This window comes from Agaribacillus sp. DX54 (assembly GCF_056858335.1).
Genome location: NZ_JBXEQE010000040.1, coordinates 1 through 23,052 on the forward strand (window position 1 = coordinate 1; position 23,052 = coordinate 23,052).

The following is a 23,052-nucleotide window of genomic DNA, read 5'->3' on the forward strand; positions in this document are numbered from 1 at the left end:
ATTTAATTTAAAATAACTCTCACTTGCCCCATTATTGAGTAATTCCTGATAAAGAACATCATTATTGGGGTTTAACACTCTAAGTTTGGTTGGATTGAATCTGGTATTATGATATCCTGTAGTGACTCCCAGCGACAAGTAAGCACTATTAGTGATCGTTACATGTACGGCCGTGGAAATCATGGCGCCAGTTTGCCTGGCAGCTCCGATTGTCTCATCAAAAATATACCCCCCAACTCCCAACTTTGTAGTTTTCCTATGATAAGGTGAATCATTGCCCACCCTGACAGAATTATATTTATTTGGATTATGCCGACCAATTTTAAGTATTCCGGCCCCTCCAATAAAGTAGGATATTGGGGCGCCATCAATATCAGTCCACTGCTTTCTTATTCCGGTTCTGATATCAAGAAAATCATTTGCACCGGTTAATCCAGGCGCATAAAAATGGCATAACCTGAAAATATTGACTAATCAAATTATGGTTTTGACCAATTGCATTTCCTGATAAAAACAAGCATAATATAATTAATATCTTCTTCATCAATAGTTTTTTATGTTTTCCCTTAACTATACTATAGAATTACTACATAGCCTTTATGAATCTTATTTTCTCCCTGGCGACTTTCCCGTATTATATAGAAATATGTGCCCTTCGGAAGTTTGTTGCCTCCATAGGTTCCATCCCAGGGAATATCGTAGCCTATCGTTAAAAACTACATTTCCATCCCTATCCATTATGAGTACTTTACAATCATCTACCAGGTCAAGAAACGGAATTTCCCATGTATCATTTTCATGATCTCCGTTTGGCGTAAAGGCATTAGGAAAATTAAACTCATTATCTACTTTACGGGTAACTGTTATTTCAAAGTCTCTTGTTATTGTTAATCCCTGACTGTCCTCAGATTGAACAGAAATAATATATTGTGTTCCATTATCCGATGCTAATGATTCATCTGTAATTAATCTATCATCAGCTATATCGAAAAATGAGGAATGATCGCCTGTCAGGATGGTGTAGTTATGAGTATCTGCCACGTCCTCATCTACTGTCGATAGTATGCCGACGTCAATGACAATATCCTCTTCGTTTACCGTATTATTTGAAAGAATAATTTCTGTCGGAGATTCATTTACATCCAGAACAAGGATTTCAAATTGATTTGAAAATGTTAATCCATGTGCATCTTCAACCTGTATGGTCAGGGTATAAGCATTTCGTTGTTCAAAATTGAAAGGACCGGCGGCCTTCAGTGAATCATCTTGTATAGTGAATAATGATGCATTGGTTCCTAATAAACTAAACGTGTGGCTATCACCTGTATCAGGATCCTGCGCGCTTAAAATACCAATGAATGTTCCGGCCGGCTCATTTTCATTAATCTGCTGATTGGATAGACTCAAGCCCGTCGGTGGGCTGAAATTATTAGTTACATCATCGATTACGGTAACCGTCCAGGTTTCTGTATCCGAGTTGTTATCATCATCAGTAGCGGTGATTTCAATTTCATATACATTGTCAGTATTGGCATCCACAGGCGACTCAAAATCCCTGGCTACCATGCTGACCACGCCGGTAGTGCCATTGATCGTAAAGTCCGCCGCATCTGCCCCACCGCTGATAGTATAGGTCACATTGCCTATTGGCGTGCCTCCACTAAGGTTAGGAGTCACCGAAGTATAGGCGGAATTTTCATTGACGTTGGCATTAGCGATGGCATCAATTTCAAAAAGTCTACACTCACCAGCTGATGGGGTATGTCCATTGATTGTCCAACTGCGATTGTTCACTAATTCATTAACAACATCAGCTACATTGGTACTATATTGAAGACCACCTGCATCCAGTATTACATTATTTGCACTAGTGTTGGTTTCCCAGCCGACAAGGGTAGCCGAATAATTGTTACAATCCATACTACTGTTAATAAACATGTTATTCCTATTTATAGCATTGGATGTCCAACTGCCTAAATACTGATTAAATGAACTGGCATCTTCAAACATGTTATCCATATTTGTGACAAGGCTAACGTCCCATGCATTCAGTGGTTGATTAAAATCTGAGGCGCTCGAAAACATATTCCCCATTTCAGTAACATTGCTCACATTCCAGGCTCCAATATCCTGGTTGAAAGATTCGGCAAAGGCAAACATACCTCCCATATCAGTAACATTGCTCACATTCCACCCATTCAATGGTTGATTAAAAAATCGGGCAAAGGCAAACATTGAAAGTGTTTTAACTACATTACTCATATCCCAGGCTTCAAGGTTCTGATTGAAAATTGTCGCATTCTGAAACATGGATTGCATTTCTGTCACATTTCTCACATTCCAGCTCCCTAATATCCTGGTTAAACAATATGGCACGATGAAACATGTGCTGCATATTCGTCACGTTCCCCACATTCCAGCCCCCTATATCCTGGTTAAAAGATGAAGCTGCATTAAACATCCAATCCATCAATCTGACATTTCCTACATCCCAGTTATCCAATGGCTGATTAAATGACGAGGCGCCCCTAAACAAGCCGGTCATGTCAGTAATGTTACTTACATCCCAGTGATTTACCGGTTCATTAAAAGCCCCACATTTTTCAAACATACTGATCATAGAAACTACCCCAATCAGATCGGGCGCATCTGTTGCCGGTACAGTCAGGTTGGTACAACCATGGAATGCCCCTTCCATGCTGGTCCATGCAATAGCCCCCCATTGGTTTATCTCGAGAATCTTGTCCTTATCAACGGCTATATCATTAAAATAGATACGAGGAAAGTCACCGGTAATTGTTACCGTATGATTGCCTGCTGACGCATAAGTATGCGAGGCATTACCCGTTACATTGGTATCTATACTACCATCCCCCCAATTTACTGTGTAATTGTAAACACCTCCGGTTGTTGGTATTGTAATTTGTTCATTAGGTGTAGTGGTTTGCCAGGTGGTGACAAAACCTTGTCCATGAACCGCAATGGCAGGAAAAAATACTAATACGAATACTATAATTTTTTGGTAAAAACCACTCATATGGCAAAAATTTTAAAAAAAAACTCAGAATATAAAATCTGAATAGCACCCTGATAGCCCCATTATTCAAATCGTATGTTTACATAAAAATATCTTCTGGTTCCGCTTCGTTTTATGTCAGCTTATTATTAAAAAAAGTTTTTAGCTGTCTTAAAACGCCGTATGATCCATTTGTAATTTTAAAAAAATCATACAATTTAATATTAAAATGGCTAGTTATATTAATAGCCATTGTCACAATATTTAAAAAATTATTCACCTAAAATGTATGTATTAATCACTTCCGGGTAACAATATGTAACCGTCACGTTCAATTCCCAGGTGTCATTTATGCGGGTGTTTCTTTTGAAATGGGTAAATAATTTCAAAAATTCTGTCAAACCCTACGTGCAGATAATAATATTTAATTCTTTCATCAAAAACGGCTTTTTATTGCATAATCCACATAAAAGATGGGATTTGGTTTACAAATTCCGGCTTATATTTTCAAAATCTCCCATTGAACCGGTACAAGAAATATCTTTAAACATCAAATGTTCTTTTTAATTGAGATATTTCTAATCTTGAAAGGCACATTACCTAAAAATACCTCCTTTTAATTCTGAGTAGCCACTCAATGATGTTGTCATATAAAGATCTTCAGCATGAAGTTGCCGCTATTTGCAGGATCATAAAGCGTGATAAAAATGCCATACGGGCGCGGTTTCCATGTTGTCGGCGAGTACTTTCAGGTATTTGATTTTGATGGGATTGAATTCTGAGTTAAAATATTGAATATCATTGATTTTGCAATCTGGAGTGAGTGGGCTTTCATTGGTCACCTTTCCCAAAAGCCTAAAATCTTTCCCATTTAAAGAGCCATAATAAGAAACACTTTTTGGAAAAAATACAATGTAATTGATCACCTGCAGAAATGTGCTTGAAACCTTGCCCACTTCAACTGCTTCTTCAAGATTAATGACGATAGATCAAATCATAAAAGAATACATCGAAGAATTAGCACTTTGAAAAACGGAAGCACAACATTATGTATGAAATCATGCTGCGAAAAGTAGCACTATTCAACATTTACCGTTGTGTGCCATTTGGATGAATCAAAGAACTTACGACATGCTTTTCTATATTGGAATTGCACTATTGTTAAACGGAGCATTGGGACTGACTTTTATGGCGTTTTTTGCAATTATTGTGTAAACCGTCTAAACAATATGAGGAGACCTTGTCAATCAAACAACCCAAAATACTCCTCCAACCTTTGTAAATCCTCCATGAAAAAGTTCGATCGAGATCCAGTCATCCCGACTCCGCCCGCCGTAGCTCGAAGAGCGATGGCGGACTTCTTCTTTATGTACTCCTTCAAAGAAGTTTTACTTTTAATTCCCCAGGTGGACTGCGTCGGGTGCGACCCGGCTTGGTTAAGATGTGATTAGTCATCTGCATTCCAACCTGGTTTGAAACCGTTTAATATTGCCTGTAATTCATTGTCTTTGTATGTGATGGGAGCATTTAGACAATAAAGCTAAATTGGTCAAAAATTGACCATGAGAATAAAAAAACTTTTCTAGCAGGCTATAAGTTAATCAGAACTACAGAAATATACACCCATGTAGCCAATACCGATATGAATTTTATCAAAAATCCATTAGATTAAGGTTTTGATAAAATAAATATAAGCACCACATTGTGGTGTATAGCCAATTGTTGCCAGTAATTTGATGGACATCGAAATGTAATTTAAGAATTGACAAATTAATTATGAAAAAAAAATTCTTTTTAATCTTCACAATATATGGGTTTACCCTTTTTGCTCAGGAAAAAGAAATTAAAAAACCAGAATACGTAATCATTGCCAATGATAAAATTATAACTAAAGAAAGACTTACAGAATTAGGTCAGCAAGGACTTGTTAAAGGAATGAACAAAGGAGTTACTGAAAAAGAACGAAATGAACTTGCAGAAAAGTTTGGAGATAAAATTGGAGATAGAGAATTTATAATCACGATAGATTTATTTACCGAAAAAGAAAAAGCAGAACGTCAAAATCAAACATTTTCAAATAATGAAAAGACAATTAAAAAAAGGAATCGTAATGATGAGTTAAAGTTAAATATTGACAATATTGCAAGTGACTTTACAGTACAAATGATTAATGGAGAAAAAATTAGTCTTTCTGATTTAAAAGGTAAAGTAGTTCTTGTAAATTATTGGGCTACCTGGTGTGCACCTTGCTTAATGGAGTTTGCTGAATTTCCAGAAAAAATACTTGAACCTTATAAAAATGAAGATTTTACTTTAATAGCCATATCTATTGGTGAAAGTAAGGAAAAGGTGGAACAAAAAATGAATAGAATGAAAAAATACGGAGTTGACTTCAATGTAGGTGTTGACCCAACAAAAGAGATTTGGGATAAATATGCAACTGGAGCTATTCCGAAAAGTTTTTTAATTGACCAAAATGGGATTATAAAATATGTTTCAATTGGAAATGCAGATGGAAATGTTGATAAATTAGCAACCGAAATTAAAAAATTACTTGAAAAATAAAAACTACTGGCAAGGGCTAAGAAAACATGCGGGCTAACAGGTAAAATGAAATTTGGCACATAAGTAAAATTTGGCTCTTTGTCGACAGAGACATATTCCAAAATCCGCATGTTTCTTAGCCAGGGCCGTTGTCGGGCATATAAAATGACACGAAAAACTAAGTGGACGCATTTTTATTCATAGGACTAAAAATAGGCATGATGCATTTTGCAAGTCCGTACCTTCACCAAAATACTGTCCGGTGGTAATCAAAGCCTGGTATTCTCCTTTATTGATTAAATCCCACTTTGCTTTTCGGCTCTTTTCCGGATCATCTCCACTCAACGTAATGGTTTCAAAAGATTGTTTGAGGAATTGGTGGAGGATGTCAATGTGTTCTTTCCGTTCGGTAATAATCGCCACTTTTCTACCATTGTTTAATTCTGCAATAATATCATTTAGGATCAATTTGTTCCTGGTGGTGTCATGTACCAACATCTTTGACAAGATCTCAAATGGATCGGTTTTCGGATTGAATGGAACATCCAATGAGGTTTCTCTTACCACTATCCTTGCTTATTTATAATCTTTAATGGACGCAGGCTTAATTTCTGCGATAATCCCTCCCAAATGAATGAAAATCAATTTTCCATCGTTACCCTTTCTAAATGGAGTAGCGGTTAATCCGTATTGATAGTAGGTGTTGAAATTGGAGATAGTATTCCGAAATGTCTCCGCGGAGATATGGTGACATTCATCAATAATAATAGTACCGAAAGAATATGTAAATTCATTGGTTTGCTGTTTCTCAAGATATTTCCCCAAACTCTGGATCATGGCCACGGTAATTGATTTTCCTATTTTAGTCTTTCCTTGTCCAATCCTGCCAATTTCTTTTTTAGGGATTCCAAGGAAAGTTTGGATCCGTTCAATCCACTGGTCCAATAGTTGCTTGCGGTGGACTACGATCAAGGTTGGCTGTTTCTTTTCGGCAATGATCTTTAGAGCAATGATCGTTTTACCAGAGCCTGGCGGTGATGTGATAACACCAAAATCTTTTTGAGAAGCTGCTTCAATGGCTAAATTCTGATGTGGTCTTATTGTGAAATTTGTATTGAAATCAACAAGACTAAGCTTTTTTCTTTTGTCGAGAAATTTAAAATCAATTTTAAGCTTTTTACAAAAGCGGATAAGTTTCCCGATAAAACCCCTTGGTATGATTACTTCATTTTCCGACTCTTCTATGAGATTAAAATATCTTGTGGTTCCAAAAGTGTTTTTACCAGTTTTCTGTTTAATGAAATATTCAGAATTAGCAAAATTCAATTCGTCTTTGAGAAAGTTGATCAGTTTTGGCGATAATCCCGAACGGTTTAGGTGGACTTTATTATTCAGCCGAATATGCAGTTTATCCGAATGAATAGTATTTATATCTTTAGGAATATCCAATGACAATTGATCATAAATCGCATCCAGATGTGATGCAGATACCCTTTTAATAGATTGTAGGAAATCCCATTGATCAGGATAAATTTGAAAATCTTCGTTAATAAAGCAACTGTTCCCTTTTTCAAAAGCAGCTTTGTTTAGCGGTAAAGCAATCAGGTTTCCTAACCCTTTTCCGGAATGAAAATCCTGATTAGGAAATAAACGGTCAAAGCTTGAGGATTTATCAAATACGGAAGAGATTCTAACCTTTTTTAAAAGAGTGGTCAAAATCTTCCGGCTTTTTAAAGCAGGATAAGCTTGATCAAAGAAAATCCAGACATGACCTCCATTTCCGGAACGGGAGCGTTCCAGATAGGCAGGTATGTTTTCCTTTTCGCAACTTTGAAGAAAGCTGATACATTCCTTTTTCCAGTTTTTCTGGTCGAAATCTGCTGCAATAAAATAGGACGTATTATCTTTTAATAATGGATAAATCCCAATTAGCTGTTTACCGTTGAGGTGTTTTAGAAGTTGTTGGTCAGTTAGTGGTTTGAAAGTTTTGTCTTTGTAGTCTTTGAAAATTCCACCTTTCATCTTATGGAGTCGATACATGTATGGATCGTATTGATAAGCCGGCATGTATCCGCTTTTATTTTCTTTTTGCCAGTGTAAGGCAAATACGTCTTCACGGCCCCTAAACAAATGTTTGAAGATGGTGAGTTTTTCAATTTCTGAATATTCTTCCATATTCAGTACCTTTCTTAAAGATTTAATTGCCAATATCCTCCTTTGTCCGGGCCAATTCTGACAACTATATCATCCTCTTTCAGTTTTGCCAATTGCTTTTCTACAGCTCTTTCGGTTATTCCAATTGATTCGGCCATTTGCGATATGGTTATATTTTTATTTTCAAAAATTAGCTTTGCAATTTTCTCCGAACTTTCTCCGAACTTTTCTCCGAACTTTCTCCGAACCTCAAGCCATTTGGGAGTAGTAGTAATTTCTCTATGTTCATTGTGTTTCAAAGGAATGATTGTTCTGAAAATATCATCTTCAATAAACTCCGGATTGGTTCCTGGAGTATAGATGCCACAATACTTAAATGTATTACGGACACCAGAACCCAGTTCATCCACCCGTCCGATTTCCTTGAAAAATTTTGCGATAATAGGATTCTTTGGATAGGGTGAAAAATTGGCTGGATCGATCACGCCACTAGTGTGTGGTCTGTTCCAGTTTTCAGAAAGCACACGGTCCTTTTCAATAATTAGTTTAGCCGGGAAAGCATTGGCATATTCACGATGAATGATAAGGTTTCCAATCACTTCCCGGAATATTCGGTCCCGAAGACTTATGCGCTGTTCACCTTCGAGATAAAATTTATCTGGCAAATGTTTACGGACAAATGACATAAGGCGATCATAGCTTTCAACTAGATTAGTACGGATATCATCACGATCGTCATAACGATCAATATTTTCAACTCGGAGAATAGCATCTGTTTTATGGTGAGGAAGTACGCTTTGAATCACCTCATCCTTTCCTAACAATAATACGGCTGCCAATGTATAGCCATCTTTTCCGGTTTGATGATCATGCTTATATAATCCGGCAGAGCGAAGCATTTCTTTATCTGTCATATCCTGCCAGGGATGATCAGCTCGTTCATTTTTAGCCATGGTTCGTATCCGGCTAAAAAGTTCTTGTTTGAAATCCGATAATTTGAGATAGGGATAGGTTCTGTTTTCTGAATAGGTGGTTTGTTTTCGAAGGTAAAGTTGGGTTACTTGTTCACTTTGTCTAGTAATATCAAGATCTCCGTCTTCATTTCGATCAAATATTTTTCCGTTGATGCTGTGTACTTGAGAACTTTCTGGTATATAAACGTAAATTACTTTTTTACCCTTATAATCAATAACCTGAGTAGAAAGATAAAACGGAGGGTTGAGCTTCTGCGAATTATTAGCATTGGTCACAATATTTTTCATGATATCTTGCGCACAGTCTTCTAAAACACCTTCCACAGCACCATCATTCTTCACTCCCAACAGTAAATGACCGCCTCTCCGATTAAGAAAAGCACAAATGGAATCGAAGGCATCCTTATTCAGCTCAAACTGTGAGGTTTTAAATTCTATCTCTATGCCTTCGCCTTGTTGCAATATTTTTTCAAGCTCCTGAGGGATCATTTAAGTTAATTTTATAGTATTTTAATTTAATTGAACTACAAGTTGGTATTGATGGATTTAAATATTATCCTAACCCGGTAAACAATAAATTAATCATTGAATCAAATGAAGCAATAACAAAGATTGAAATTTATAATTCGGTAGGACAGCTAATATCTATAAAACAAGATACGTTTAAAGAACGAACTGAAATTGATTTTTTTTATCTGTCACCTGGTATTTATCATATTCAATGCTTTTCTTATGACAAGCAACAGCTATTCAACATTATAAAAAGGTAAGCAATTAATTTTAAGCTTTATAGTATCGCATTGAAACAAAAGGATTTCTAATCATGGGGATCCTTTTGTTTTTATTATGGAAATCGGGGTAAGTCCGGAATCCGTCCGGTAAACTGCACCACTGTGTTTTGTTTTCGAAAGATATATTGCAGGGCAACAAATCGCTGGTTTTATTAATTGGATAATCAGGTAGTTTGTTAAGGTAGGCATACAATTACTCGTCCTAGGGTATTATCTGCCTAACCTTAATTTACACCTTCCCAGAATTCCTGAAAACCGGATTAGTCATGCCGGTCAATCAAAAAAAGCAAGAGCACCAGCCATGACAACAGTTGAATCTGTTGCTCGCTACTCACACTCTTGCTGCTATGCAGGCAAAATTATCCATCCCAAGGCTTTAAAACTCCATTTTAATGACTCCAAAAGCCCTGTAAGTTTGTCCTATTAATTAATAAAACTCAAACATTATGGTAAAATTCGCATTATTAGTAAGGTTAGAAGCTAAATCGGGAAAAGAGTTAGAAGTAGAAAATTTTATTAAAGGAGCTCTTACTTTGGCACAAGAAGAACCAGACACCATTACTTGGTATGCTATCAAGATTGACAATTCAACTTTTGGAATATTCGATACCTTTCCTAGTGAAGAAGGACGAAAAGCACACTTGGCTGGTAAAATTGCCAAGGCTCTTATGGCCAATGCCTCTGAACTGTTGGCAAAAGATCCGGTAATTGAGCAAGTACAGCTATTGGCTGTAAAACTGCCTAATTCGTAAACCTGGCAATATCGCGTTGAATCAACAAAAGGCTAAACAATAAGTAAAAAAACTTATCTTTAGCCTTTAAATTACTATAAAAAGAAATGTGTACACTTTAATTGATCGTCAAAACGGAGAGTTGGCATTCAAAATTTTTTACTTTGAGGATGACAGCTATTTTGATCATATACAACGTCATAATTATTATTCGGTCATCTTAATTCTTAAAGGAGATTTTGAGTTATATGTAGATTTAACGGAGTATACAATAGCATATAAAACTATAGCTTGCCTATCACCATGTCAACCCTATTCGATAAAGTCTACCAATGAAATTTCAGGAATTGCCTTAAATTTTCATCCCGACTTCTTTTGTACCTATAAACATCAGAACGAAATAGAAACTGAAGGCATTTTATTCAATAACATCTTTGAACCTCCTTTTTTCAAAGTTGACGATGAAAAGCCTCTGGAAGCGCTTCTCAACAAAATGATGCAGGAGATAGAAAAACCCGGACTTGCCCAACACGAATTACTTGTGTCATACTTAAAAATATTTCTTATCCTAACTTTAAGAATTAGTAATTCTAGCGGAATAACTAAAAAGATTGAGGAAAATAGCAGGCCAGGTATTTTACAAAAATTAATAAATACAATTGAAAAGTATTACAAAGAAAAGCATTCAGCCAGCGATTATGCAGATTCATTAAATATTTCACCAAATGCACTAGGTAAGCTGGTTAAAAAACATTTTGGCAAAACACTGACGGATTTAATAGCACGACGTATAATGACGGAGGCAAAAAGAGAATTGTACCTAACCTCAAAATCAGTCAAAGAAATTGCCTTTCTACTTGGTTATCGAGATGAATATTATTTTAGTAGATTCTTTAAAAAACAAGCTGGTATTTCGCCTCTGACTTACCGAAATACTGTTGGTTTTGCCAGACAAGAAACATAAATTTTTGAAAAAATCACCATATATCAAAGTTGATTGGTTGGAACAAAAGCTCATCACAATGCATTAGCGAATGCCCACCGATAAATACCGTGATATAAATCCTGAAATATATTTTAAATCATCACAGCAGCCTGATTGATTGGTTAACCGTAACTACCTTATTAAAGCTCCAATCGAGTCTTTTATCGAGTACGTTATCAAGAATTTATACATCTCCTTACGTTGAAATATTAGTATCCTTCCGAGCAAATACTTTGATGAATTAAATACTTATCTATCAGATAATGGATTAATAGTTGTAAAAACCAGATGGAAAAATCCCGATAAACCTCAAGATTTTAGTTTTAAATGGACTGATCAGAAAAAGGGTATTAATTGTCGAATTAATAGCTCAAAAGAATGGGAAAAGCATTCAGCTCCATTTTTTGAACTTAAAGATTTGATTGTCAACCAAAGAATGAATAAACGGGCTATTAGGTCTAAACAATATGCAGAGAGATCTCATCAATTGAATAAATCAAAATACTTTTCCAACCTCTTCAAATCCTCCATGAAAAAGTTCGATCGAGATCCAGTCATCCCGACTTGTCCGCAACAACTTGATAATAAGCAAGTTATTGCGGATATCTAAAATCTTCATCAAAATAAACTTGCCGCTCTCAAAATTTAAATAATTGATAATCAATTTGTTGTGATAAATATTCAATTGCCGTAGAGTAAAAGTGTAGCGTGGAATTAATTTTATGCCCTTTTAGCCTGCCAGTTTTTGTAAATTTTAGTAGAAAAAGTATGATGTTGACTGATAGTTGGTTGAATCAGAAATATAGACTAACTGATTTTTCCGAACTTACGAAATTGCTTTCCTATATCTCGCCAACCTTCTCTATTTAAATGAGATCGATTAGTTCAAGGTGTTTTCCAATCTTTCCTTCCACTTCTTCCAATCTGGCATGATGGTTTCCTGCAGCTCATAAAAGGCTTTTGTATGATTATGGTGAATCAGGTGACACAACCCATGAATGATCACGTATTCAATGCTTCCTTTCGGAGCTTTGATCAATTCCGGGTTGAGGATTACTTTGCCTTGTGGTGTGCAACTTCCCCAACGGGTTGGCATGTGCCTGATCAGTAATTTCGGTTCACTAGTGCCATATCTGGAAAAGAGGGGCAATATCTTTTGTAAGGTAACCTTGCAATGAAGGTTCGCCTTATCTTTGTACCAATCGGTGACCAACGTTTCAGCTTTGGTATTGTTCTTTTTGAAAACCAACAACCTTCCACGCAACAACTTCACGTCATTTTGTGGGGCTTTCTCAATTCTCAGCTTGTACTGCCTGCCCAAATAGAGATGTGTTTCTCCATTAACATACTGCCTTGATGGTGTCAATGGATGATAGGAAAGGAAACCGGTAGGAGTTAGTCTATTGCGACAGCTATCGGGACGAAGCGGAAACTCAACCTCATATTTTAATCTCACGTTTGCCAAATTTTCCTACTGATCAAATATTGAAGACAGTGGCTTCAAATATTTGATAAATCCAAGTTTCTTGCAAAACGCATCTATTGACCTACGTGCTTCTTTGCTAAATCCGTCAGCAGGATAAGAGTAATTATCGGATACGCCGATCATTTTAATTCTGGTAGCAGGGATGTCCTCTGAGGCTGCCAAATAATTACAATCCAAACATATGTCGATTGAACCAATTATCTGATTTTTATTGTAATACACAACACCAAAATGAGGATCAAAGCATAATGCTTTTGTGCTTCCATAACTCGAATTTGATGTCAAAATACTTTCTAAATCTTGAATTTACTTAGTCGTAAGCTCGACAGATTTTGAAATCCTTTTTTTATCATTTTTTAGACAGTGTTCTATTACTCTTCCCCCATCACCACGAAATTCATAAGCCACTACTTTATCATATTTTAGTGATTTAAAAGGATTTGATTGCGCATTTATCAGCATGGGGACAAGGAGGAATAATGCTAGGAAGTGTTTCACGATTTGCATATAATTAAATTGCCTATATTATTAATGAGAACAATGATACAAATCCAACCGGATAAAAATAATTAACGCACCATATTCAACTTCATTGTGATGCCGTCAGCCTTGCAAATTTGATTATCTATTTACTTCACCTTCGGGACTTAATGGACATTCCAAAACCATTTTAGCCGGTTTCATATGCTTTCTAAACCTAAAATAGGTTGATTTATTTTTGCCAATAAATATCGCTAATCGGGAATTCAGGAATTATATGATTATAAAAATGCCATTCTGCGGTTGCTTAAGAAGATCGAAATTGATGATTGCAACCCGGAATTGATAAATAATCTAAAATCAGTTTACAAGTTACTCCTGCATCTGGAATTGTAAGACAGATTCACATCCAGGAACAAAAACTTTAACACACCACTATAGTAGTATGATTTAAAAGTCCCAAATAAATATCAAGAAGCTATGAAAATCAAAATCCCTAAAAGCTTGCGATTAATTAATCTCCCGCCAAAAATTGAGCTAACAGTATTCCTGATTAAGTTGGAATTAAAAAATGTGAAATTTACGAATGATTTGAATAATAAAGGAATTGATACCTATGCCGGCTTTCTGGATTTTAGTGCATTGATTTTAGATATTATGGGTTTTGACAAAAACTTTACCGATGAATTTAGAGAATGTTATTTCGACCGGCAAACGTAATTGGTTGAAAAAATTGACTCGGAAGATGATAAAAAATTTCTGGATCAGGCTTTTAATTTTTATGTTGAACTGGTAGTTAAAAAACGTGAGTTAGATGCAAATGCAACGTAGCCTCAGCCTCTATTCAATATTCTAGGTTGTCAAACCCTTAATCCATTTTATAACCATATCTTTATTTTTGATCGAATAGCGGCTTAAGTGGGGTAATCCAATCACCAAAATCTCTCTATCTTATATGTTGGTTTTAAAAAAACGGCACTTCCAGTTACCATGTTCGCTATCGATCTCCTCATTCTCATAAACGTTGTATTGGCGATGTAGAAAATCATAAGGAGATCGCTGGCCATTTCCGAATGCTAGAATGATACGAGGTTGCACAATCTCTAAAATCATCTCATGAATCCCCCAACAAGCTTTAGTAGAATCAGGATATTTAACTCCATAATGACCTGGACTTCGAAGAAAGATTAAATTTGATGCACAAGCACCTCTCAAATCCTGACCAACAGTTTTCATAACTTCCACTAAATGTCTTTGCAATGAGTGCTCACCTATCTCATATTTTCTTGAATTACTTTTCCATCTTTTAAAGGCCTTATAATTCATCAAAATTTCAAGGTCATCAATTCCGCTTAGGAACTAGAAACAACTATGGACAATTGTCCTGCTTGAAATAGTTAAAGTAACTTCATCATTAGATTAACATAAAGAATATTTTCAAAAATCTATTAAAATATTGTTTTTTTTCTCTTATTCTCATGAATTCTCCTATATTTGTATTGTGTTGCGCTACAAAAATCAATTATTAGCAATGGCTTATTATGAATAAGGGTACTAAAAACATGCATCCAGGTGTATTTATAAAGGACTCGGTCCTGCCAAAAGATATATCTGTTAAAAAGGCAGCGGAACTACTAGATGTAGGTCGGCCAGCATTATCAAACCTGCTTAATGGCAATGCTTCGCTCTCAACCGAAATGGCTTTACGCCTAGAGAAAGTCTTTGGTGCGGAGAGCTCAAAGTTACTGAAACTCCAAATGCAGTTTGATAAATTTCAAGCACTAAAGAAAGAAGATAATATCATTGTTGGTACTTATGCGCCAAGTTTCTTAGATATTCGTGCCACTCAGATTGAGGCATGGGCTGATAAAGATGAAGCAAGGTCAACGCTTGCTGCTCTCTTACGAAGACTTGTAAACACCACAGGAACAAGTTTATCAGAAGTTGATTTTCCGGCATATGACAACTCTCAAAGACCTGGTTGGGATGGTCAAATCAAGGCAAGTCTTGCCACACAATGGATACCTCTAGGCAAATCAGGCTGGGAATTCGGTGTTAGTAAAGATTTTGAAAGAAAAGCCAATGACGATTATAAGAAACGTGTTGCAAATGTTTCCTTTGAGGAAAGGAAAGACACCACATTTGTTTTTATTACACCAAGAAATTGGTCCGAAAAAAAAGATTGGATCAAAGTTAAAAAAGAACAGAATGATTGGAAAGATGTTAGGGTGTATGACGCGAATGACCTTGAACAATGGCTTGAGCAATCCATACCCACACAAAACTGGTTTAAGGCCCAATTAGGAACGAGTGATACCAACATGTTGTCCCTTGAGGAGAGTTGGCACCGATGGGCATATGTGACCAAACCTAAGCTTAGTAAAGAATTTTTTAAAGATGCGATTCAAACTCATAGAAAAAAGTTAAATGATTGGATCACTCACGCACTAGAGCGTCCATTTACTGTAACAGCTGATTCTGATATGGAAGCCTTGGCCTTTCTTTCTTGTGTGTTTGAAGATATTGGCAATCTCCCATTTGAATATTTCGATCAAGTTGTTGTGATTCGTTCGGAAGATGCATTTAAAAAAATAAGCAAGAGAGGAGCAAAGTTTATAGCAATAATTGCCTCACCAGATGTGGAAAAAATCCTTGGTGGATTTCATAAATCTATCTATACAATTATTGTGAGCCATAAAAGTAACTTTCAAGGTGAACCCGATATAAACCTTGCTATACCAAAAAATGACACCTTTAGGGCTACCCTTGCCTTAATGGGTATAAGAAACCAGGAGGTTGAATATTATTCTCGAGCATCAGGCCAATCACTCACCGTTTTGAGAAGATTGCTCTCTCAAGTTCCATCAATAAAAAATCCAGTTTGGTCACAAAATGGAGATGCAATTAAACGCCTGATTCCTATAATTTTAGTTGGCACTTGGGACAGCAATAATCAGGCGGATAAAGATATCCTGTGCTATGTAACACAAGAGAATAATTACGATATTATTGAAAAATCTTTTTCAGATATCTTAAAATTGGAGGAATCCCCTGGTTGGTCAATAGATCGTCATCGTGGATTAGTTTCGAAAGTTGATACTTTATTTTGCTCTGAGAAATCCTTTACTACGAGAGATATTGAGTTATTTTTCGATATTGCAAAATATGTACTTTCAGAGGATGATCCAGCACTTGATTTACCCCAACATCAAAGGTGGGCCGCAAATCTCTATGAAAAGACACGAAATCATTCTGCAACATTAAGAAAAGGAGTTTGCGAAACATTAGTTTTACTATCGACTCATGGTAATAATTTGTTTCAAAAAAGGTTAGGTATTGATATCAAATCAAATGTGGACTTGTTAATACGATCTTTATTAGAGCCATTTGATTCGCGAACATGGTTATCTCAGCAAAATGACTTACCAAGTTATGCCGAGGCCGCACCGGAGGAATTTCTCAATATTTTGGAACGGGATATCAAAAGTGACGCCCCACAAATTTTTGCACTCTTTACACCTGCAGATACCGGAATCTTTGGATACTGCCAGCGGACAGGCTTGTTATGGGCCCTTGAATTGCTTGCATGGAAACCAAAGAGACTAACACGCGTAACAGCTATTTTGGCCAGACTTTCTCAAATTAAAATTGATGATAACTGGGCTAACAAGCCTATTAATAGCTTATTTTCAATCTTCAGATCATGGTTGCCTCAAACGGCAGCAGATATTGAAGAACGTAAAATTGCCATTGAATATCTTGTAAGAAAATATCCTGACATAGGATGGAAAGTATGCATTGATCAATTTGACCCGAGATCCACAATTGGACATTATAATTACAGGCCGCAATGGCGAAATGACTCAGCAGAATTTGGAAAGCCTGTTACGAACTATGAGAACTTTGAATTTAGGCGTAAGGCACTTGATTTGGCTTTGGAGAGAGAACATCATGATGAAAATTCTTTAGGAGACCTTGTTACAAGGCTTCAAATGCTACCAGAAGAAGATATAAGAAAAGTCTGGAAACTTATATCCGATTGGAATGAAACTAAGCCTGACGATTTAAAGAAAAGTAAGTTACGTGAAACCATAAGAGTTTATGCTTTTACAAAACGAAGACTTAAAAAATTAAATGAAGAACAAAGGGATGAGGCAAGAGTTGCATACCGCTTATTGAAACCAAAAAACCTTGTTATTCAGCATGAATGGCTTTTTTTAAAAAGTTGGGTGGCAGAATCTTTGGATGAAATGCAAGAGGATATTGATTTCGAAGAAAGAGAAAAGCGTGTAGCAGAACAGAGATCTGATGCACTCAAAGACATTTGGAATGTGCAAGGACTATCGGGTATACAACAGCTTCTTCAGATTGGTGATGCGGCTAGTGTTATTGGTTGGCTACTTGCTAAAAATGTAATTCCAACAAACGATCAAAATGATTTCATACTCGGCCTAATTTCAGTGGAGTCAGATAAGTTAATTGGTAAGATTGATGAGTGTATCGGCGGTTTTTTAGGTACATTGGGGGTAAAGGAACGAAAAACTTTAATCCATAACGTGATTAAAAACTTGAAACAGAACAAAGGGCTTAAAAAAAATGGAATTGTTCGATTGTTAAAATGTGCCCCCTTTTATGAAGAAACTTGGTGGCATGTCAACAGACTTTCAAAAAAAATGCAACAGCAGTACTGGGATGAAGTCAATCCTCGCAGATCAAGACAAAGTACTTCTGAGATCGGAGAGTTTGTAAACAAGTTATTAGTGGTAAATCGTCCAATAGCGGCCTTTGCGGCTGTTTATCCAAAATGGGAGCATGTTAAGTCTCAACAGTTATTGCAATTGCTTAAAAAAATTGTTTCGTCTGATCATTCAACAGAAAATTATCGTATTTCATCCTCTGAAATATCTAGTGCATTTGAAGCGCTCGACAAAAGATCGGAAGTCTCAAAGGATGAAATTGCAGAATTGGAATTTTTATATATTGATTTTCTTAAGAGAAGTCGTTACGGCTTACCAAATCTTGAAAGACAAATTTCAAATTCACCTAGACTATTTATGCAAGCTATAGCTCTTATTTACAAGCGCAGGGATGGAAAGGACGATTTAGTAGAACTTTTTGGAACAGAGCTAAAAAATCATTCAGAATTGGCTTCAAGGGCTTATTCACTTTTGCATAACATGAAGCGTGTACCAGGAACTAATGATAATGGAGAGGTCGATTTGACCTCCTTGAAGCAATGGATAGCTGGTGTACGTTTACTTTGTCTTGAACATGCAAGAGAAGAGACTGGTGACTTGTCAATAGGACAATTACTTTCTAATGCACCAGTAGGTGAAGATGGCAATTGGCCATGTGAGCCGGTAAGAGAGGCACTTGAGGATATTGGATCGGAGCATATAGGACGAGGCGTCTCTGTAGGTATATTTAATTCAGGCGGAGCTAGTATCCGCGGAGGCGATGGAGGTGATCAAGAACGCGAGCTTGCACACAAATATCGTAGTTGGTCGCAAAAATTATCATATGAATACCCTTACGTATCCAAAATATTGGAAGATATAGCCAAATCCTATGATCACAGTGCAAATTATTGGGATACGCATGAAGATATTCAAAAGCGTACCGAATTTTAAAGCAATCTATGAATACAGAGTATAAAAACCTATTACAGGTTAAATAAAAGTAAATAATGAGATGCTTATGTTGTGCTGTAATCTGAAATTCCAAAGATCTATTTATACTTTATAATTAGAAAAAGAAAAATCTATTTTCTAGTATAATTTCCGTCTGAAATTGTAGATAAAGCGAAAACAATAGGGTTAGACTTGAAAGTAAATATAGGCTATTTTCATTCGTCAGTAAAAGAAAGAATTAAAGAGTTACTTGATTTTCAGTATAAACAATTGAAAAAGAAGATCAATAAAATTGAAAAAAATGATTTTTAATACACCGATAATTCCTGATTTCAAACTTGAATCACCTGAAGTAGTTAAGGTCTTAGATAGTATTCGCTACGAGATTAAAAAGAAAGGAAACGAATATTTAGAATTTTATTGGTTCGCAAGAGAATATCCCAGATTTTATCGATATCACATTGATAATATTAAATTTAGACTTCGGTCGATATCAGATCTTTATGAATTACATAAGGCAGAATTTGTTGAAAATAATTCTTTAAAAGACTGTTTTGAATTATCAGCATCTACAATCCATAGCTTTCAAATTTATTGGGATTTTGAGGCATTATTAGGAGCTCTAAACGCCTCTCTTGATTTAATGGCCAGAATTTCCGGTGTGGCTTATGAGCAACAAACTCCTGTATCTCTAAATAAAATTTCAAGCAAAAAAGAGTTGACTGGATTGGTTGATATTTTTAGGGAATCTAAAGAAAAGTGGATAAATAGGCTTAAAGATTATCGTGATTGTTTTGTTCATTATACTCCTGTAGACAATCGAGTTTATGTTACGCTGATTAGACAGACGGATTATTGGAAAATGTGGTGTAAAATACCTGTAAACCCAAATATAAGAGAAGTCGATGGCTTTGAATTTTCAGTGGATTTAGACTTGTTGGAATATTCTATTGAACTTTATGAAAATCTGCTTGCATTAGACAGGGAGGTGGCTACGACAATTGAAGAACTATATAAATTAGGCGAGTTCCCTAAACGAATAAACAACCTTTTTTATATTGGACAAAGACAAAGAAAATGAAATTACTGTTGCCAAAAATGAATATCGGTCATTGCTAGTAAGGCTACATCTTTCATAAAAAAGAAGTAACTGAGCGTAGAATCTTCCACATTCTTTTATTTTTTAAGGCAGATGCGCAGCATCTGTGATCCTTTCGGGCATTAGCAGGAGAATCTTCTTTTATATATTCGTAAGCTTTTTGTAAATTAGTTGCAGCCCTTTTATTCCATATAATGGATGGTAAATCTTGTTTTACCATCCTTTCATTTGCTTCTTCAATGACTCATGTTCAAGGGATTCGCCGCGTTCTATTTCTGCCTCCGCCTGATCGAGTTCCTCGTTGTATTGCTGTATACTAATCGGGTTCTTTGAGCTTTTTACACCGTAGTCAACCATATGTTTCAAAGCTCTGATAAGAGATATATCATTAATTTGTTCAAGACGTTTTATTAAAGCCGTTTTCTCCGCTTGTATATCCATAATTATATAGATTATTCTTTCTAAAGATAATGAATTTTCAAGTATCGGAGGCCTGATTTTTTTTCTTTCTATATAATCTGACGAAATTCTTGCACAATTAAAAAGGCTAATAATAGCATTGTGCAAATACCTAATACCCAAAATAAAGAGGTGATATTCAATCCTTCAAAACCCGACAAATCCAAGGCTAAAATAGCCTGAATGCCAACAAACAAGAGACTGATAAAAGTGAGGTTAAAAAGTGTTTTTTTTAAGACGGATTAGCAGGATTGTGATCCGGGTTAATTAAGTGAACCTCAAATGGAAAACGAGAACCCATGCTAAATGGCTAAATATGGTACTATCATCCCGAATTGGCCTAAGCAGAAAAAGAAGTAAGGTTATATTATCAATCATCAATTGAATAACTCAAAATACTTCTCCAACCTTTTCAAATCCTCCATCAAAAAGTTCGATTTGGATCCAGTCATCCCGACTCGATTATCAGAGAGTTACATGAAATATTTTTGTAACTCTCTTTTTTATTTTCATACGATTTACACACAAAATGGTGAATTAGTTAAAAGTTTAGATTATTTGTAATTGATTCATCCGATTTTACTGCAGGATTTGATGGCCGAGCAAACACAGTAAATAACGAAGTCCGGTTAAGTGAGCCATGTGTAAACTGGGTTTATTTCATTCATTCACATTTCGAATTTTTAGTCAATTTTCATAAGCTGGCCCAAGACCTTCCGGTTTCTTTTGCATAGCTGAATAATTCAATATCCAATATTTGGTATTTAGGTCTAATAAGTAAAATTATAATTTGCTAAACAAAGCGAATAAATAACCTCCTTCCATTGGCCGACACAGGCAAAAGCAGGAAAATTCGGCTTGAAAAATCTTCAAAATCGGAGTTAATTGACCCCTTAATTTTTCAATTTTGCATGGAAGCTGTAGAGTGTGGCTTTACTATCCCATGTGTTTGACTTATATCTATTTAGTTACGGGAGGTTATGTCCAAAATTATTAAAGAAATGCGACCAAATGGTGATTTGAGGGATGAGATAAAAACTCTTATCCGGGAGGGAGGTGTATATATAATTGTCAGCTCTACAGACTTTACCACCGAAAGGACGATAAAAAGTCGCATAGAGTCCATGGAAAAAGGGGTTTCAGACCAAAGAAATCACCAAAACCTTCATTTGGATTTTTTTGATTGTGGACGTGTGGCCTCGTGGGTACGCTAGTTGGTTTTAGCTTACGATGTTTACCTTTAACTTATCCATCCACAGTTTTGATTTCAAAACCGTAATTCTGAGCTTCATAGCATTAATTTAAAGTAAGCTAACTTCCATATTTACCCAAAATGCTGAGTCTTTTTCAAGGTATAGACGGGGGATTTCAGGAGTAAAACCAACTATCTTTTTGTAAAACCGGCTATCATCGGTTTTAACTTTTCTCTTTTGTTCAGATATTACCGACCAGTGATTTGAAATTAATCTCACCATCTCGATAGACCGGCTAAAGTAATCACTACTTCTAGTGATTTTTATTTTATTTAGACTAATTCTAGACAAACTCAACTTTAAATAGGTTACATTTGGCAGCTCATACACTAAATTCTAAACATATGAAAGTAAAAAATTCCCTATTTCTTTTTGTAACGGCCTTTTTAGTAGCAAGTTGTGGAGATGATGATGAAGACACTACCCCCCAATTGGAAATACCTACGGAATATGTATCAGATTCTTATGATGCCAATGTTATAGCAGAGAATACCGTAATTGATGAATTAGCCACAATGACCGGTGCCGCAAACGATGCAGAATCTAACGCTCAGGGAGCAACACCAGTGGCAGCCATACCTTATCCTTCCACACTATCATCAGTGACCTTACCAGCTTACAGAGCTTTGGTTGAGGATTGGTTGGAAGAATTGGTTAAGTCAGCCAATGATGATGATGGATTTCAAAATCCTGGCACAGGAACGCCGGCAGATGGAGAAGAGGGAGGACTATTAGGTACGCGTTTATTAGACGAGAATGGTCTTGAATTAGAGCAAATGGTACAAAAAGGTTCTTTTGGAGCTGCACTTTACAACCATGCCCTTACTGTAATTAATGGAGATTTGACTAATAGCTCGGTTATTGACAAATTGGTGGAGATACATGGTACAGGACCGGATTTCGATCCTTCCAATACAACTGCGGCAGCGACCTATTCACGCAGAAGATCCAGACAGTCCACGGAAACCGGAACCTTCTATGACATCAGAACTGCTTTAATTACCGCCAAAGCAGCCATCGAAGGCGGTAGCGCTTTTAATGAAGAGCGGGATCAGGCATTGGATGATTATCTTCTGGCTTGGGAAAAGTCAAATTTTGCTACCGTTATTTACTACTGCAATGCTACAAAAGTACAACTTCAAGCAGCAGGTAATGATGAAACAGCTTTAGGCAATGCTTTACATGCTTACGCCGAAGGTGTCGCCTTTGCACATGGATTCAAGGGAGTAAGCAATAAGTTAATTACCGATGCGCAAATCGATGCTGTTCTGGAATTATTGTTGGCTCCCGAAGGCGAAACGCCTGAAAGCTACCGTTTCTTGAACGATGCCTCTTTGATCGCTAATCTGGATCAAATCGTTGATGATCTTCAGAGCATTTATGGTTTCACGGATGCCGAGGTAAATACTTTTTTTGTTAACGACCCTGAATAAAAATTATGCACCCTGTC

The 23,052-nt window shown here is 36.2% G+C and carries 17 protein-coding genes and 1 pseudogene; 9 read left to right on the top strand and 9 right to left on the bottom strand.

The genetic code is table 11. The features are described 5' to 3' along the window. The 3 genes and pseudogenes from AC04NP_RS26910 to AC04NP_RS26920 all read right to left on the bottom strand — a co-directional run. A partial coding sequence (locus AC04NP_RS26910) for a type IX secretion system membrane protein PorP/SprF (protein ID WP_482863218.1) occupies positions 1-465 on the bottom strand: 465 nt, incomplete at its 3' end. 110 nt (positions 466-575) lie between these two features. Next, a pseudogene (locus tag AC04NP_RS26915) lies at positions 576-2,319 on the bottom strand (BspA family leucine-rich repeat surface protein). Continuing rightward, complete coding sequence (locus AC04NP_RS26920) at positions 2,273-3,037, bottom strand: BspA family leucine-rich repeat surface protein (RefSeq protein ID WP_482863178.1); 765 nt, start codon at positions 3,035-3,037, stop codon at positions 2,273-2,275. The pseudogene AC04NP_RS26915 and the gene AC04NP_RS26920 overlap by 47 nt, the downstream one beginning before the upstream one ends. Positions 3,038-4,792: 1,755 nt before the next feature. Between AC04NP_RS26920 and AC04NP_RS26925 the strand changes: the two genes are divergently transcribed. Continuing rightward, positions 4,793-5,581, top strand: coding sequence for a TlpA family protein disulfide reductase (locus AC04NP_RS26925; RefSeq protein WP_482863179.1), 789 nt, complete (start codon positions 4,793-4,795; stop codon positions 5,579-5,581). A 177-nt stretch (positions 5,582-5,758) separates the two neighbouring features. On the opposite strand, the gene AC04NP_RS26930 is transcribed toward AC04NP_RS26925, so the two are convergent. The 3 genes from AC04NP_RS26930 to AC04NP_RS26940 are packed head-to-tail and all read right to left on the bottom strand — an operon-like array spanning position 5,759 to position 9,177. Beyond that, positions 5,759-6,127: a helicase-related protein gene (locus AC04NP_RS26930; RefSeq protein ID WP_482863180.1), complete on the bottom strand. Its 369-nt coding sequence runs from the start codon at positions 6,125-6,127 to the stop codon at positions 5,759-5,761. 9 nt (positions 6,128-6,136) lie between these two features. Then, positions 6,137-7,735 (bottom strand): TOTE conflict system archaeo-eukaryotic primase domain-containing protein, encoded by a 1,599-nt coding sequence (locus AC04NP_RS26935; protein ID WP_482863181.1) that lies wholly within the window; start codon positions 7,733-7,735, stop codon positions 6,137-6,139. Between the two features lie 14 nt (positions 7,736-7,749). Next, positions 7,750-9,177 carry an RNA-binding domain-containing protein gene (locus AC04NP_RS26940; RefSeq protein ID WP_482863182.1) on the bottom strand — a complete coding sequence of 476 codons (1,428 nt, stop codon included), beginning with the start codon at positions 9,175-9,177 and terminating at the stop codon, positions 7,750-7,752. Between the two features lie 47 nt (positions 9,178-9,224). On the opposite strand from AC04NP_RS26940, the gene AC04NP_RS26945 reads away from it, so the two are divergent. From AC04NP_RS26945 to AC04NP_RS26955, 3 genes are all read left to right on the top strand, one after another. After that, positions 9,225-9,458: a T9SS type A sorting domain-containing protein gene (locus tag AC04NP_RS26945; RefSeq protein WP_482863219.1), complete on the top strand. Its 234-nt coding sequence runs from the start codon at positions 9,225-9,227 to the stop codon at positions 9,456-9,458. 467 nt (positions 9,459-9,925) lie between these two features. Then, positions 9,926-10,231, top strand: coding sequence for a putative quinol monooxygenase (locus AC04NP_RS26950; protein ID WP_482863183.1), 306 nt, complete (start codon positions 9,926-9,928; stop codon positions 10,229-10,231). A gap of 88 nt (positions 10,232-10,319) precedes the next feature. Continuing rightward, the gene (locus tag AC04NP_RS26955) at positions 10,320-11,174 is read left to right on the top strand and encodes a helix-turn-helix domain-containing protein (protein WP_482863184.1); all 855 of its coding nucleotides are present in this window, start codon (positions 10,320-10,322) and stop codon (positions 11,172-11,174) included. Between the two features lie 901 nt (positions 11,175-12,075). On the opposite strand, the gene AC04NP_RS26960 is transcribed toward AC04NP_RS26955, so the two are convergent. Beyond that, on the bottom strand, positions 12,076-12,651 hold the full coding sequence (locus AC04NP_RS26960; RefSeq protein WP_482863185.1) for a M48 family metallopeptidase: 576 nt from the start codon (positions 12,649-12,651) through the stop codon (positions 12,076-12,078). A gap of 990 nt (positions 12,652-13,641) precedes the next feature. On the opposite strand from AC04NP_RS26960, the gene AC04NP_RS26965 reads away from it, so the two are divergent. Then, positions 13,642-13,881, top strand: coding sequence for a hypothetical protein (locus AC04NP_RS26965; RefSeq protein ID WP_482863186.1), 240 nt, complete (start codon positions 13,642-13,644; stop codon positions 13,879-13,881). A gap of 231 nt (positions 13,882-14,112) precedes the next feature. Here AC04NP_RS26965 and AC04NP_RS26970 read toward each other — a convergent pair whose 3' ends face one another. Beyond that, complete coding sequence (locus AC04NP_RS26970) at positions 14,113-14,490, bottom strand: hypothetical protein (RefSeq protein WP_482863187.1); 378 nt, start codon at positions 14,488-14,490, stop codon at positions 14,113-14,115. Between the two features lie 212 nt (positions 14,491-14,702). Here AC04NP_RS26970 and AC04NP_RS26975 point away from each other — a divergent pair, with 212 nt between their 5' ends. Further along, complete coding sequence (locus AC04NP_RS26975) at positions 14,703-18,791, top strand: HigA family addiction module antitoxin (protein WP_482863188.1); 4,089 nt, start codon at positions 14,703-14,705, stop codon at positions 18,789-18,791. 301 nt (positions 18,792-19,092) lie between these two features. Continuing rightward, positions 19,093-19,872: a hypothetical protein gene (locus tag AC04NP_RS26980; protein ID WP_482863189.1), complete on the top strand. Its 780-nt coding sequence runs from the start codon at positions 19,093-19,095 to the stop codon at positions 19,870-19,872. A gap of 231 nt (positions 19,873-20,103) precedes the next feature. On the opposite strand, the gene AC04NP_RS26985 is transcribed toward AC04NP_RS26980, so the two are convergent. Beyond that, positions 20,104-20,331, bottom strand: a complete 228-nt coding sequence (locus AC04NP_RS26985) for a hypothetical protein (protein WP_482863190.1) — start codon at positions 20,329-20,331, stop codon at positions 20,104-20,106. A gap of 998 nt (positions 20,332-21,329) precedes the next feature. Here AC04NP_RS26985 and AC04NP_RS26990 point away from each other — a divergent pair. Both AC04NP_RS26990 and AC04NP_RS26995 read left to right on the top strand, forming a co-directional pair. Then, complete coding sequence (locus tag AC04NP_RS26990) at positions 21,330-21,563, top strand: hypothetical protein (RefSeq protein WP_482863191.1); 234 nt, start codon at positions 21,330-21,332, stop codon at positions 21,561-21,563. A gap of 383 nt (positions 21,564-21,946) precedes the next feature. Next, positions 21,947-23,035: a hypothetical protein gene (locus AC04NP_RS26995; RefSeq protein ID WP_482863192.1), complete on the top strand. Its 1,089-nt coding sequence runs from the start codon at positions 21,947-21,949 to the stop codon at positions 23,033-23,035. Positions 23,036-23,052: the final 17 nt, after the last annotated feature.

Bases quoted from the DNA above. Each gene is read 5' to 3' on its own strand.
- AC04NP_RS26925 (WP_482863179.1), top strand. From the start codon at position 4,793: ATGAAAAAAAAATTCTTTTTAATCTTCACAATATATGGGTTTACCCTT.
- AC04NP_RS26990 (WP_482863191.1), top strand. From the start codon at position 21,330: ATGTCCAAAATTATTAAAGAAATGCGACCAAATGGTGATTTGAGGGAT.
- AC04NP_RS26995 (WP_482863192.1), top strand. From the start codon at position 21,947: ATGAAAGTAAAAAATTCCCTATTTCTTTTTGTAACGGCCTTTTTAGTA.
- AC04NP_RS26940 (WP_482863182.1), bottom strand. From the start codon at position 9,177: ATGATCCCTCAGGAGCTTGAAAAAATATTGCAACAAGGCGAAGGCATA.
- AC04NP_RS26965 (WP_482863186.1), top strand. From the start codon at position 13,642: ATGAAAATCAAAATCCCTAAAAGCTTGCGATTAATTAATCTCCCGCCA.
- AC04NP_RS26935 (WP_482863181.1), bottom strand. From the start codon at position 7,735: ATGGAAGAATATTCAGAAATTGAAAAACTCACCATCTTCAAACATTTG.
- AC04NP_RS26920 (WP_482863178.1), bottom strand. From the start codon at position 3,037: ATGAGTGGTTTTTACCAAAAAATTATAGTATTCGTATTAGTATTTTTT.
- AC04NP_RS26980 (WP_482863189.1), top strand. From the start codon at position 19,093: ATGATTTTTAATACACCGATAATTCCTGATTTCAAACTTGAATCACCT.
- AC04NP_RS26975 (WP_482863188.1), top strand. From the start codon at position 14,703: ATGAATAAGGGTACTAAAAACATGCATCCAGGTGTATTTATAAAGGAC.
- AC04NP_RS26950 (WP_482863183.1), top strand. From the start codon at position 9,926: ATGGTAAAATTCGCATTATTAGTAAGGTTAGAAGCTAAATCGGGAAAA.
- AC04NP_RS26985 (WP_482863190.1), bottom strand. From the start codon at position 20,331: ATGGATATACAAGCGGAGAAAACGGCTTTAATAAAACGTCTTGAACAA.